Raw genomic sequence first — 12,686 nt, 5'->3', positions numbered from 1 at the left:
TTCGCGAACGCGGTGTCGAGGTTCAGCTTCGCGTTCGCGAGCGCGAGGCTGTCCGCCTCGGCGAGGAACGGGAACAGGGGCTTGTAGGAGGCGGGTGTCGCCGGTTTCCGTCTCGTTCCGCTCCCCGTTTTCGCCTCCTCGCGGATGGCGATGCGGTCCTCGAGCAGCTTGTTGTAGATGAACCGGGCGCAGCCGATCGTCTTGATGAGGAACTCGGCCTGTACAGGCGTCGGGTGGAGTCTGTATTTGTAGCCTTTCAGCATGTCCGTCCCTCCTCCCCTCAGAAGATTGTGATGTGTCTTCCTCATCCGATACCCGTGGAGGGGGAGGGAGAATCTGACGGAATGACGAACTTTTGTTCGTCATATCTGTCACAGGGGGAAAAGACTTTTGGACCGGGCGATTCATCTCCCACCTACGCTGGGCTTCGCCCCGAGACGCTTAGAGGAGGGAGAATTCTCGCCTACTTTTGTTAAAGACGACGTACCTGTTTTGTATGATTTTGTATATATTTGTCGCCATATTGACGATTTCATTCGTGAAGAGTTTGATACAATCGAATCGATTGAATGAAATAGGAGAGAATAAGAATGAGACGACACATGTTAGTTATTATGACGTTATTGATTGGGATGGGTACATGGTATTACATCGCGGGAGCCGCCCCAACGATTAAAGAAGTTCCGACACCATCCTTTACCGGACAATACCCCGGGTTACATTTAACGGTAGAGAGTGAACAAGCGAAAAGATATACGACATCAATCTCAGTTCCGAGAACGGATTATGAAATGCTAAACGAGGAGCTGGATGCATTCATTTTAGAAAAGAAAGAAGCATTTCAACACAACCTCACCCCTAGTCACGGTCAAACGGGTCACTTAAATATTCAGACCGATACATATCAAACGAATGAGGGAGAATATACGCTAGTCGTTCATACTTATGCATTCACTGGTGGTGCGAATGGTCAAACCACTGTCGACGTATTTCGGATGAACCTTTCGGACGGAACGTTCATTGAATGGGATGATGTCTTACGTGATGACCAACATGCATTAGAATGGTTCAAGCATAGCGTCATCACACAATTACAACATCGAGAATACGTGTTTGAGAATCAGTTACGTGAAGCGATTAAACATCCTAAATCGACGAAGTGGATACTGACGTCCTCTGGTCTAGATGTCATATTTGACGAGTATGAAGTGGCAGCGGGAGCGGCAGGTGTGGTAGAAGTTCATATTCCAATGAAGGAAGTTGAGCCGTTTTTGTTATCCAAATTAGATACGCCCACTACACAAGAAGAAGATTCTCCAATCATGAACCCCTCAAATAAGCCGCTTGAACCTAATGGGAAGTATGTTGCACTGACATTCGATGATGGACCACATCCAATCGTGACACCTCACATCCTTGAGACGCTTGAGAAATACCAAGCGCGTGCTACGTTCTTCATGTTAGGGAGTCAGATGGAATTCTATCCTGATGTGGCGAGGCAGGTAGCGTTGTCAGGTCATGAGCTAGCAAACCATACTGAACATCACCCGGATTTGACACAATTGTCTGAGAAGGGAGTCAAAGAGGAACTCGAACAGGTTGATGAACGAATTGAGAGGCTTACGGGACAACGCCCATCATTGGTTCGTCCACCATACGGGGCTAAAAATGAAATGATTGAGCAAATCATTCAGACAAAGGAGCAGACCCTTGCACTATGGACGGTCGATTCTCTTGATTGGAGTCACCGTAATGCCGATCAAATGTATCGCTTGATTATGGACAATGTCCATCCAAGTGCTGTTGTCTTGATGCATGATATTCATGAGTCCACAGCTGAAGGGTTGCCGAAAGTTCTCGATGCGCTGAAACGTGAAGGGTACACGTTTGTGACGATGAGTGAGCTCTTGACGTTGAAATAGTAAATGAACCCGCCGTGATAAACGGCAGGTTCATTTTTTTATTTCACTTCTTGATCTTTAATCGGGAACCAACCGGCACGTGTCGTGATGGCGTTCCATAGCGGAGCTGGGACAGCGAGTTCGGCTTGTTTGTTCAAGTCGAGTTCTGTCTCAATCTCGTCTTCACGGTCCGATTTCACTTTTTCAAGCCATTCTGGGTCGATGATCAGTTCGCGACCGAGTGCGGCAAGGTCGACGACCTCGAGCGCATCTTCCACTTGGGCCGGACGCTGAAGCTGCCCGACTCCGATGAGTGGGATGGCACCGTTGATCCGTTTGGCGATGCGGTCAATCGAACGCTCCGTGACATTCTCATCGCGCATGGAAGCTGTATTGAAATTCCAGAGAGATGCGTGAATATAATCGACGCCTTCCTCCAAAATCATATCGAGCAACACATCCGTGTCGTCGAGTGTGATACCTGGCTCTTCGATTTCTTCTGGTGAGAAGCGATAGCCGACGAGGAAGTTTTCCACATCTGCGGCGGCTTCTTTGACACGACGAATGACTTCGCGTGGGAACGTCAAACGTCCATGGACATCACCGCCGAAGCGATCTTCACGGCGATTTGAGTGCGGTGAGAAGAATTGTTGAATCAAGTAAGTGTTGGCTCCGTGAATCTCGACGCCGTCAAATCCGGCTTCGATGGCTCGACGCGTCGCTTCACCGAACGCCTCGATGATGGCTTCGACTTCTGACGTTTCGAGGGCACGTGGTGTAGCTGCGTCTTCACGGACAGGTGCGACGGCACTTGCACTGACAGGTTGTTCGTTCGGGACGAGTTCAGGTGGTGACATCCGTCCTGCGTGGAAAATTTGAAGGATGGCCTTTGCGCCTTCTGCTTTTAAACTTTCCGCCAATTGACGGAGACCTGGGATGAATTTGTCGTCATTGACCCCGAATGCGTTCGGGAACCCTTTCCCGTCTTCGGTCACGTACGCGCAAGCCGTGATGGCGAGGCCTACGTTTTGCGCCCGCTTCCGATAGTAAGCGAGCTCATGCTCGGATACTTCGCCTGTTGGCTCTGATGAGTAATGTGTCATCGGTGCCAAGACGAGGCGGTTCGGTACTTCGACGCCATTTTTAAACTGAAAAGGTTGTAACATACGTTTCATCTGAAATCCTCCTTCAACATGATACCTTGAAGTCTAAGCTTCTCGACTCAAAAATGCGAGTTGAATGCTTGTGAAACGGCACATTGCAGGTTGAATAAGCGTAAGAGATGATTGAAGTGAAAAGAATAGGGTATAATACAGGAGAAAAGTTGATATCCGGTTCGAGACAATAGAGAGACCACAACAGAAGGGGGAAGCCTTATTTTTGTTGTGGTCTCTTTTTCTATTCATTGAACCGTACTTACTATAGGAGGGAATAAGATGGAAATTAGAAATTTCTCAGCGAAAGAACGAGCGAAACGATATGAGCAACTGACGAGTGAACGTCATGACGTTCTTGTTGTCGGTGGCGGAATTACAGGAGCGGGGATTGCGCTCGATGCATCGTCGCGTGGGATGAAGACAGCTGTCCTCGAGATGCAAGACTTTGCGGCAGGGACATCAAGTCGTTCGACGAAACTTGTTCACGGGGGACTCCGCTATTTGAAACAATTCGAAGTGGCGCTCGTCGCCGAAGTCGGGAAAGAACGGGCCATCGTATATGAGAACGGTCCACACGTCACGACACCGGAACAAATGCTCTTACCGATGCACAAGGGAGGCACATTCGGTCCCTTCTCAACATCAATCGGGCTCATGGTGTATGACTTCCTCGCAGGTGTCAAACGGGCAGAACGTCGCATGATGCTCAAGCCGGATGAGGTCATCAAAAAGGCACCGCTCGTGAAGAAAGATGATTTAGTCGGAGGCGGCTATTACGTTGAGTACCGCACAGATGACGCACGATTAACGATTGAAGTGGCGAAAGAAGCCGCAAACCATGGTGCGCTTCTCATGAACTATGCGAAAGTGACAGGACTGATTTACGAGAACGGGAAAGTAGCCGGTGTCCACGTCGAAGACCAAATCGACGGGTCGACATATGACGTCTATGCGAAAAAAATCATCAATGCGACCGGTCCATGGGTTGATGAGTTACGAGAAGAAGATAACTCGAAAAAAGGGAAGCAACTTCGTTTGACGAAAGGGATTCACTTGGTCATCGATCAATCGAAATTCCCGCTCAAACAAGCAATTTATTTCGATACACCAGACGGTCGCATGGTCTTTGCGATTCCACGCGGAAACAAAGCATACGTCGGAACGACGGATACGTTCTTCGATAAAAACAAGGCGCATCCACGCATGACGACGGAGGACCGTGATTATATTTTGGATGCCATTCACTATATGTTCCCGGACGTTCATGTCACAGCAGATGATGTGGAATCAAGCTGGGCCGGTATTCGTCCATTGATTTACGAGGAAGGGAAAGATCCGTCTGAAATTTCACGTAAGGACGAAATCTGGCAGTCAGACAGTGGCTTGATTACAATCGCCGGCGGTAAATTGACAGGGTATCGCAAGATGTCAGAGACGGTCGTCGACCTCGTCGCCAAATTGTTGAAAGAAGAAGAAGGTGTCGTTTACTTGGCAAGTCGGACAAAACATATGCCAATTTCGGGTGGTCATGTCGGTGGGTCAAAAGGCTTCCAAGACTTCCTTGATAAGAAAACGAAAGAACTTCAAAATCATGGACTCGATGCAGAACACGCGGAAGCGCTCGTCCGTCTATACGGATCGAATATCGATCGCGTCATTGAACGAATGGATGCGAACGCATATGACCTTCCTGAAATCGTCTATGCGCAATTAGTATACGGAATTGAGGAAGAATCGGTTGTTCGTGCCATTGACTTCTTGATTCGTCGGACAGGCGCAATGTTCTTTGATATCGACTTCGTTCGTCAATATAAAGACGGTGTCCTTCGCTGTATGGCTGACGTCTTTAAATGGTCAGACGAGCGTTTGAAAGAGGAACGTGAAGAGGTCGAGAAAGAAATTGAAATCGCAGTTGTGCCAGTGACTGTCGAATCTTAAGATTCAATGTATAACGCGAGAGGTTCATTCTGAACAGGATGAACCTCTTTTTGTGGAATGGTTTCGTGACTTCGGAATAACGGTATATCTCATAAGTAGTCACTCTCACGTTGAAGGAGAACTGTTTATGATGCGAAAACTCATCGCCGTCTTATTGATTGGCGCTTTATTCATAGTAGGCTGGCGCTATGTCGACTTCAATCGTCTGTTAGCGGATTTATATTACGTCAAAGTTCCAAACGCGGAAGTAGCGACACAGACATCGAACGGCTATCGATACGATCTCATCGGATACGATGAAGACGGGAAGAAACGACCGCTCGCCATTGCAACCTCTTCACTTCTAGCAGAAGGGGATTATTTGAAAGTGTTTGTGAAAGAAGAAGATGCGGAAGTGACCGATTATGAACGGGTCAATCAGTTAGAAGTGCCTGAGCAATTGAAAGAAGAACAGGAAGTGGACAGTTCCGAGCCATCGTTCCCTTGATTTCAAAAGATAGGCATCGCGGAAAACAAACGAGTTTGGTATGGTTAAATTGTTTGATTATGGAAAACGATGTAAGGAAAGAAGGGACATGCATGTCACGGATGTTAATAGCAGATGACCAGGACGGGATTCGTACGATGCTCGCGCAAGTGTTTACAAACATGGGTGTAGACGTAGATACAGCGAAAGATGGCGTCAGCGCCTGGGAGTTTTTAGAGCGAGAACAATACGACTTGGTATTACTCGATATGAATATGCCTCGTATGTTTGGACATGAAGTGTTACGTCGCATGCGCGAGGAGAACGTGGAAACGCCCGTTATGATCATGACGGCATTTGGGGAAGAAACGGTGATTGAAGAAGTTCGTCGACTCGGAGTCGCTGCACAATTTGAAAAGCCGTTCGATATTTATGGAATGATTGAAAAAGTGAAAGAAGTCTTGAAAATTTGACGTTTCGTCACCAAGATGACATATGTAAACGCTTGCGCTAAGCCATTTCTATGCCCGAATAGCATAGGCACATGTTTTACGATGTGTTATAATGGGAACGAATTGCACGGGGGAACTTTTCCCAAACGTGTATAATAGCGAACAGACAGGAGGATGTCATTATGCCATTAGTATCAATGACAGAAATGCTTAACAAAGCATTCGAAGGCAAGTATGCAGTCGGCCAATTCAACATCAACAACCTCGAGTGGACGCAAGCGATTCTTCGCGCTGCGGAAGACGAGAAATCACCAGTAATCCTCGGTGTATCAGAAGGTGCAGCGAAGTACATGGGTGGCTTCACAACAGTTGTCAAAATGGTTGAAGGTCTCATGCACGACTACAACATCACTGTTCCAGTTGCAATCCACCTTGACCACGGTTCTTCATTCGACAAGTGTAAAGCAGCGATCGACGCTGGATTCACATCAGTCATGATCGACGGTTCACACCACCCGATCGACGAAAACGTCGAAATGACGAAACAAGTTGTCGAGTACGCGCACGCTAAAGGCGCTTCTGTTGAGGCAGAAGTCGGTACAGTTGGCGGCGAAGAAGACGGCGTCATCGGTGGCGTACAATACGCTGACCTCGAAGAGTGTGTACGTGTTGTTAAAGAAGCGAAAGTGGATGCACTTGCTGCAGCACTCGGTTCTGTACACGGACCATACCAAGGTGAGCCGAAGCTTGGCTTCAAAGAGATGGAAGAAATCGCGAAAGCGACACAAACTCCACTCGTTCTTCACGGCGGATCAGGAATTCCTGAGCACCAAGTTAAAAAAGCAATCGAGCTCGGACACAGCAAGATCAACGTCAACACAGAGTGCCAACAAGAGTGGACTCGTGCGGTACGTGAGAAGCTTGACGCTGACTCGAAAGTATATGACCCACGTAAAGTTATCGGACCTGGGATCGAAGCGATCTACAACGTCGTAACTGGCAAAATGCGTGAGTTTGGTTCAAGCAACCAAGCATAATCCTGTTTGATCAAGTCGGTTCTCTATGAGGACCGACTTTTTATATTTTTGCTCCGTCGTCCTGAGTCGAATCTGACAATGGGTGTAGTAATTCGCTTAGTCTTTCCGCATAATAGAGATTGTAAGCGATCACAATTAGAGGAGGAGACACATATGCGTTTTTTCATTGACACAGCAAATGTGGAAGACATTAAAAAGGCTCACCAAATGGGCGTCATCGGAGGCGTGACGACCAATCCATCGCTCGTCGCCAAAGAAGGTGTCGACTTCCATACAAGACTTCGGGAAATCTGTGAGATCGTCGGGGATCTCTCAGTCAGCGCTGAAGTTATTGCACTCGATGCGCAGGGTATGGTGAAAGAAGGAAAGGAACTTGCCGCCATTGCGCCGAATATTACGGTAAAGGTACCGATGACGCCAGCGGGGATGGAAGCGGTGAAACAGTTTAAAGAACTCGGGATCAAAACGAACGTCACGCTCATCTTTAACGCCAACCAGGCGCTACTTGCAGCACGCGCCGGCGCATCATATGTTTCTCCGTTCATCGGACGATTGGATGATATCGGACAGGACGGACTCGATTTAGTCGAAACCATTGCGAACATCTTTGCGATTCATGGCATCGAAACAGAAATCATCGCGGCATCTGTACGTCACCCGGTTCACGTGACGAAGGCTGCACTTCTTGGGGCTGACATTGCTACGGTCCCATACAAAGTCATCGAACAGATGATGAAACATCCGCTCACAGACAAAGGTATTGAGCAGTTCTTAGCGGATTGGAACAACGCTCAATCCAAATAAGTCCGTCGTAGAAAGGTTTTGATTAGCGTGGAAATTTTGCATATCGTTGGGCAGCAAAAATTAGAAGGAACCGTCGAGATTAGCGGGGCGAAACAGAGCGCTCTCCCTTGCCTTGTGGCTGCACTTCTTACGGAAGAGTCGGTGACGATTGAAAACGTTCCGATGATTGAAGATGTGGAAGTGATGGTCAATCTGTTGAAAGAGCTCGGGGTTCGAGTGGAACGTATTGGCGAACGGATCACCATTCATTCGAATGAGGCGGTCGCCATGCCACTTCTTGGTTCTGAGACGCGGAAAGTCCGTGCCGCTGTCTACTTGCTCGGGGTCTTCGCCGCCCGTTTCGGAAAAGGCGCGGTGGGTCTACCTGGGGGATATGCGATTGGTCCACGACCGATTGATTTACATTTGAAAGCACTAGAGCGTCTCGGGATTCGTGTCGAAAATGAATCGGGACTCTATCATGTCCGGGTCGAGGAACTCGTCGGGAATCGAATTTATTTGGATTTACGGTCATTTGGGGCAACGGTGAGTGCCATGCTCGCAGCGGTTTTGGCGGAAGGAACGACGGTCATCGAAAATGCGGCCTGTGATCCGGAAGTCGTGGACGTGGCGACGATGCTCACATCGATGGGGGCGCACGTAAGTGGTGCCGGAACCGATGAAATTCGCATCAAAGGTGTCGAACGTCTGCATGGGTGCACGCACACGTTGATTCCGGACCGCCTTGAAGCCGGAACGTTCATGATGTTCGGTGCGGTGTCTGGTAGTGTGACCGTACAACCGGTCATTCCGACACACCTCGAAGGGGTCATCCAAAAATTATTGGACTTCGGGGCAGACGTCCAAGTCGGTGAGGAATCAGTCACCGTGACGGCCGACCGCTACGTGCCGACGGACATTCGGGTATTTCATTATTCTGGATATCCGAGCGACCTGCAGCCAATCATGTCTGCTGCTTTATTAAAAGCAGAGGGGACGAGTATCATCACTGATAAATTATATCCTCAACGATTCCGGCATATTGCCGAGATGCGACGGATGAACGCACAAATCACACTTGAAGATGCTTCGGCGGTGATTCGTGGAGGGAATGTGTTAGCGAATGCCGAGATGGAATGTACGGATGCACGAAGTGCCGCAGCACTTGTCTTATCGGCACTTCAAGCAAATGGAGAATCGACATTGCTACATGCGGAACGATTGAATGATTCATATGTCGACTTTGTCGGCAAACTAAAACAACTTGGTGCGCTCGTATGGGTAGACGAACACACTGAAGTATAAAGGGGAGATTTCGGGTGGAACGAAGTTTATCGATGGAACTGGTCCGGGTGACAGAAGCAGCTGCACTTGCTTCAGCCCGTTGGATGGGACGAGGATTGAAAGTGGAAGCCGATGATGCGGCGACGACCGCCATGCGAGATGTCTTTGACACGATTCCGATGAAAGGGATTGTCGTCATCGGAGAAGGCGAGATGGATGAGGCTCCGATGTTATACATCGGAGAAAAAGTCGGGAACGGTTATGGCTCGCGTCTCGATGTTGCGGTCGACCCGTTAGAAGGAACGAACATCGTAGCGACAGGGACATGGGGAGCACTTGCCGTCCTTGCAGTCGCGGATGCGGGAGACCTCCTTCACGCCCCGGATATGTATATGGACAAAATCGCAGTCGGCCCAGAAGCAGCCGGTCTCGTCAGTCTCGACAACTCGATTGAGGAGAACATTGAAATTGTGGCGAAAGCGAAGAAGAAGAACGTGGAAGACGTCGTCGTGACCATCTTACATCGAGAGCGTCACGAAGAGATTATCCAACGTGTCCGTGCGACAGGTGCGCGCATCAAACTCATTCCGGATGGAGACGTTGCGGCCGCAATCAATACGGCTTTCCCGAAAACGGGTGTCGATTTACTTCTCGGTTCAGGTGGAGCGCCGGAAGGTGTCATCGCGGCGGTCGCGATGAAATGTTTAGGTGGAGACTTCCAAGGACGCCTACTCCCGGAAGATGAGGCGCAGAAACAGCGTTGCCATGACATGGGGATTGAAGACACGGATCGAATCCTCCTCCTCAATGACTTAGTGAAAGGTGAAGATTGTATCTTTGCTGCGACCGGTGTCACCGACGGGGAATTGTTACGTGGTGTTCAGTTCACATCACAAGGTGGGCAGACACATTCAGTCGTCATGCGTGCCAAGTCTGGTACGGTTCGTTTCGTCGAAGGAAACCACTCGCTCACGAAAAAACCAAAAATGGTCATGAAACCGGAATAATCAAAAGTCGTGGATGTGCAAACGTCCACGATTTTTTTGTTATGAAATATCTATAAAACGGGAATGTTGTGGTCAGGAGGTGGATGTGATGATTGAGGTAGCTGAACTTGTGAAAACGTTTAAAGATGTTCCCGCTGTGGATCATGTGTCATTTTCCGTGAAAGAAGGAGAAATTTTTGCTTTTTTGGGACCGAACGGAGCGGGGAAATCGACAACGGTACAAATGTTGACGACACTCGTGCGTCCGACATCCGGAACGGCACGAGTCAATGGATTTGATGTCGTCAAACAAGAGAAGGATGTCCGTTTATCAATTGGAGTCGCCCTGCAAGAGACGGGAATTGACAAAGTGTTGACGGGACGAGAGCTGCTTGTCTTACAAGGTCGTTTATTTAAAATGTCGAATGAAGAGGCACAACGTCGAGCGAGTGAGTTATTAGAAGTCGTTTCACTGACGGATGCGGCCGACCGACGGAGTGGTACGTATTCCGGGGGGATGCGTCGACGTCTCGATTTGGCCCTCACACTCGTTCATCGGCCGACGGTTCTTTTTTTGGACGAACCGACGACGGGTCTCGACCCGGCGAGTCGAATCGAGATTTGGAATGAAGTGCGGCGATTGAATCAGGAATTTGGAACGACGATTTTTTTGACGACCCAATACTTAGAGGAAGCGGACGAGTTGGCTGACCGAATCGCAATCATTAATCACGGAAAAATCGTGAGTGAAGGGACGGCTGAGGAGTTGAAACAACTCGTCGGTGGAGAGACGATCGCGATGGACTTTTCAAGCGAATCGGACGCCGCGACTGCCGCGACATTGTTCGATGCTTCTGCGAATGGAACACATGTGTCGTTTGAGTTACGTGATGTCACATTGACGGAAATCGTTCGGTCGTTAGATGAACAAGGACTACAACCTGAACGATTGACGGTGAAGCAACCGTCGCTCGATGATGTGTTCTTGAAAGTGACAGGCGAATCGTATGAAGGAGGCGAGATTCGTGTGGACTGAGACATGGTTATTCACGAAACGGAGTTTAGTGACGACGATTCGAAATCCGTTTTCGTTTATCCCGAACTTGATTATCTCTGTATTCTTTTTACTCGTGTATACGAGCGGCTTATCGAGCGTGGCCTCGTTGCCTCAGTTCGAAGGAAGCGATTATTTGAACTTCATCTTACCCGTATCGATCGTTTCAGGTGCAGTCGGGGGAGCAGGAGGCACGGGACAGGCGCTTGTCCGTGATATTGAGAGCGGCTATTTCGCACGGCTCTTATTGACACCGGCGACCCGTACGGCAATCGTTCTTGGCCCAATGATTGCTGGGATGTTACAACTGCTCGTCCAAACATTGCTCATCTTTGCTGTCGCCTTTCTACTCGGTCTCACCATTCCTGTCGGTGCGGCTGGATTCTTTTTCACGGTATTACTCGCGATCGGATTTGGACTGGGCTTTGCGGGATATTCAGTGGGTGTGGCCTTGAAGACACGAAACGCTCAGGCAGCACAGGCTGGGACATTATTGTTCTTCCCTTTGATTTTCCTGTCAACGACGTTCGTACCGAAAGAATTGATTGAAGCCGAATGGCTGAAGGTGGCGGCGACGTTCAATCCGACGACCTATATTTTCGAAGGGATGCGGGCGGTACTGACTCAGTCTGAGATTGATTGGGGAGCACTCTCGGCGGGACTCGCTGTCGCTGGGACGATGAGTGTCCTCATGATCGTCTTTGCGGCGACAAATGCGAGAGGGGCATTGAAGCAAAAATAAAAAACGACTCGGTTCCAATGAACCGAGTCGTGATGTTGTATTAGAGGTAAGATCCAGCGCCAACGTAACGTGGTGCCCAGTATCCAGAAGTGAAGCTCGCGTATTTCACGCCGCCTGTTTCTGAGTTGATCATTTTTGTTTTGCTAAGTGCCATCCCAACGTGTTGGATCGTCCCACCTGAGTGTGAGAAGAAGACGAGGTCACCCGCTTGAATCGATGACTTCGAGATTTTCTTCGCGCTTGAGTATTGCTGACGTGAAGAACGTGGAAGTGTTTTGCCGATTGCTTTTTTGTAAACATGACCAGTGTAACCTGAGCAGTCAAATCCAGCAGTCGTTGTTCCACCGTAACGGTAAGGTGTGCCTAAATATTTTTTTGATTCTGCAACGAGTTTTGCACGTTTACTTGAAGATGACGTAGAAACCGTTGTTGACGTTGACGTGTTCGCTTTCAAGTACGTGTACGTTGAAGAAGCTGAAATGTAACGTGGTGTGCCTTTGTAGTTGATCTTATAGAACGAACCGGATTTACCAAGGTATGTATAGCGTTGACCTTTATCCATTTTCGCGACGACTTTCGATGACGTAAGTGACGGGGCAGTACGGATGTTCAAACCGTTTACTTTTGAGTAAGCAAATGTTCCGGTAGCGGCTTCCGCTTGTTCACCTGTTGAGAACATAAGACCCGAGAAAGCGACAGTGGCAGCGACAACGATTGATGCAATACGCTTTAACATTGTATAAATCCCTCCGTTTTTAAAATCAACACGTTCATATATGACAAAATCGAGTAATATTTTAATAGTCGAGCACAAGTTGCGGTTAATACCCGGTTTCCTGTGCAAATAAACTATATCATGCGCAAGACCGATGGCATTTTTCAATCG

General features: G+C 48.6%; 14 protein-coding genes. 11 read left to right on the top strand and 3 right to left on the bottom strand.

Annotated elements, in window-relative coordinates:
• Positions 1 to 263 (bottom strand): helix-turn-helix domain-containing protein (locus KNO94_RS11545; RefSeq protein ID WP_214779839.1); only part of this gene is annotated, 263 nt, incomplete at its 3' end.
• A 127-nt stretch (positions 264 to 390) separates the two neighbouring features.
• On the opposite strand from KNO94_RS11545, the gene KNO94_RS11540 reads away from it, so the two are divergent.
• Positions 391 to 573, top strand: a complete 183-nt coding sequence (locus KNO94_RS11540) for a hypothetical protein (protein WP_214779837.1) — start codon at positions 391 to 393, stop codon at positions 571 to 573.
• A gap of 17 nt (positions 574 to 590) precedes the next feature.
• On the top strand, positions 591 to 1,922 hold the full coding sequence (locus KNO94_RS11535; protein ID WP_214779836.1) for a polysaccharide deacetylase family protein: 1,332 nt from the start codon (positions 591 to 593) through the stop codon (positions 1,920 to 1,922).
• 38 nt (positions 1,923 to 1,960) lie between these two features.
• Here the strand turns inward: KNO94_RS11535 and KNO94_RS11530 are convergent, their stop codons facing one another.
• Positions 1,961 to 3,076, bottom strand: a complete 1,116-nt coding sequence (locus KNO94_RS11530) for an NADH-dependent flavin oxidoreductase (protein ID WP_214779834.1) — start codon at positions 3,074 to 3,076, stop codon at positions 1,961 to 1,963.
• A gap of 261 nt (positions 3,077 to 3,337) precedes the next feature.
• Here KNO94_RS11530 and KNO94_RS11525 point away from each other — a divergent pair, with 261 nt between their 5' ends.
• The 9 genes from KNO94_RS11525 (at position 3,338) to KNO94_RS11485 (ending at position 11,800) form a co-directional block, all read left to right on the top strand.
• Positions 3,338 to 4,996 carry a glycerol-3-phosphate dehydrogenase/oxidase gene (locus tag KNO94_RS11525; protein ID WP_214742123.1) on the top strand — a complete coding sequence of 553 codons (1,659 nt, stop codon included), beginning with the start codon at positions 3,338 to 3,340 and terminating at the stop codon, positions 4,994 to 4,996.
• A gap of 127 nt (positions 4,997 to 5,123) precedes the next feature.
• Complete coding sequence (locus tag KNO94_RS11520; protein WP_214779832.1) at positions 5,124 to 5,483, top strand: YxeA family protein; 360 nt, start codon at positions 5,124 to 5,126, stop codon at positions 5,481 to 5,483.
• Between the two features lie 92 nt (positions 5,484 to 5,575).
• Positions 5,576 to 5,935 carry a response regulator gene (locus tag KNO94_RS11515; protein ID WP_214742121.1) on the top strand — a complete coding sequence of 120 codons (360 nt, stop codon included), beginning with the start codon at positions 5,576 to 5,578 and terminating at the stop codon, positions 5,933 to 5,935.
• 161 nt (positions 5,936 to 6,096) lie between these two features.
• A complete protein-coding gene (fba, locus tag KNO94_RS11510) occupies positions 6,097 to 6,951 on the top strand; it encodes a class II fructose-1,6-bisphosphate aldolase (RefSeq protein WP_214694578.1) in 855 nt (284 codons plus the stop codon).
• 153 nt (positions 6,952 to 7,104) lie between these two features.
• On the top strand, positions 7,105 to 7,755 hold the full coding sequence (gene fsa, locus KNO94_RS11505) for a fructose-6-phosphate aldolase (RefSeq protein WP_214779830.1): 651 nt from the start codon (positions 7,105 to 7,107) through the stop codon (positions 7,753 to 7,755).
• Positions 7,756 to 7,782: 27 nt separating this feature from the next.
• Complete coding sequence (gene murA, locus KNO94_RS11500) at positions 7,783 to 9,039, top strand: UDP-N-acetylglucosamine 1-carboxyvinyltransferase (protein WP_214779828.1); 1,257 nt, start codon at positions 7,783 to 7,785, stop codon at positions 9,037 to 9,039.
• A 14-nt stretch (positions 9,040 to 9,053) separates the two neighbouring features.
• Positions 9,054 to 10,025, top strand: a complete 972-nt coding sequence (gene glpX / locus KNO94_RS11495; RefSeq protein WP_214779826.1) for a class II fructose-bisphosphatase — start codon at positions 9,054 to 9,056, stop codon at positions 10,023 to 10,025.
• Positions 10,026 to 10,113: 88 nt separating this feature from the next.
• Complete coding sequence (locus KNO94_RS11490) at positions 10,114 to 11,040, top strand: ATP-binding cassette domain-containing protein (RefSeq protein WP_214779824.1); 927 nt, start codon at positions 10,114 to 10,116, stop codon at positions 11,038 to 11,040.
• Positions 11,030 to 11,800, top strand: a complete 771-nt coding sequence (locus tag KNO94_RS11485; protein ID WP_214779822.1) for an ABC transporter permease — start codon at positions 11,030 to 11,032, stop codon at positions 11,798 to 11,800. The genes KNO94_RS11490 and KNO94_RS11485 overlap by 11 nt, the downstream gene beginning before the upstream one ends.
• 40 nt (positions 11,801 to 11,840) lie before the next feature.
• Here KNO94_RS11485 and KNO94_RS11480 read toward each other — a convergent pair whose 3' ends face one another.
• Positions 11,841 to 12,536 (bottom strand): C40 family peptidase, encoded by a 696-nt coding sequence (locus tag KNO94_RS11480; RefSeq protein WP_214779820.1) that lies wholly within the window; start codon positions 12,534 to 12,536, stop codon positions 11,841 to 11,843.
• Positions 12,537 to 12,686 lie beyond the last annotated feature (150 nt).

This window comes from Exiguobacterium sp. s22 (assembly GCF_018617455.1).
GTDB lineage: Bacteria > Bacillota > Bacilli > Exiguobacteriales > Exiguobacteriaceae > Exiguobacterium.
The sequence above is the reverse complement of the archived record's forward strand: the minus strand, read 5'-3'. Positions and strand labels throughout refer to the sequence as shown.

What these genes read in the sequence shown, in the direction of transcription:
- KNO94_RS11535 (WP_214779836.1), top strand. Translation starts at nt 591, where the DNA reads ATGAGACGACACATGTTAGTTATTATGACGTTATTGATTGGGATGGGT.
- KNO94_RS11515 (WP_214742121.1), top strand. Translation starts at nt 5,576, where the DNA reads ATGTCACGGATGTTAATAGCAGATGACCAGGACGGGATTCGTACGATG.
- fba (WP_214694578.1), top strand. Translation starts at nt 6,097, where the DNA reads ATGCCATTAGTATCAATGACAGAAATGCTTAACAAAGCATTCGAAGGC.
- KNO94_RS11490 (WP_214779824.1), top strand. Translation starts at nt 10,114, where the DNA reads ATGATTGAGGTAGCTGAACTTGTGAAAACGTTTAAAGATGTTCCCGCT.
- KNO94_RS11480 (WP_214779820.1), bottom strand. Translation starts at nt 12,536, where the DNA reads ATGTTAAAGCGTATTGCATCAATCGTTGTCGCTGCCACTGTCGCTTTC.
- fsa (WP_214779830.1), top strand. Translation starts at nt 7,105, where the DNA reads ATGCGTTTTTTCATTGACACAGCAAATGTGGAAGACATTAAAAAGGCT.
- KNO94_RS11525 (WP_214742123.1), top strand. Translation starts at nt 3,338, where the DNA reads ATGGAAATTAGAAATTTCTCAGCGAAAGAACGAGCGAAACGATATGAG.
- KNO94_RS11530 (WP_214779834.1), bottom strand. Translation starts at nt 3,076, where the DNA reads ATGAAACGTATGTTACAACCTTTTCAGTTTAAAAATGGCGTCGAAGTA.
- KNO94_RS11520 (WP_214779832.1), top strand. Translation starts at nt 5,124, where the DNA reads ATGATGCGAAAACTCATCGCCGTCTTATTGATTGGCGCTTTATTCATA.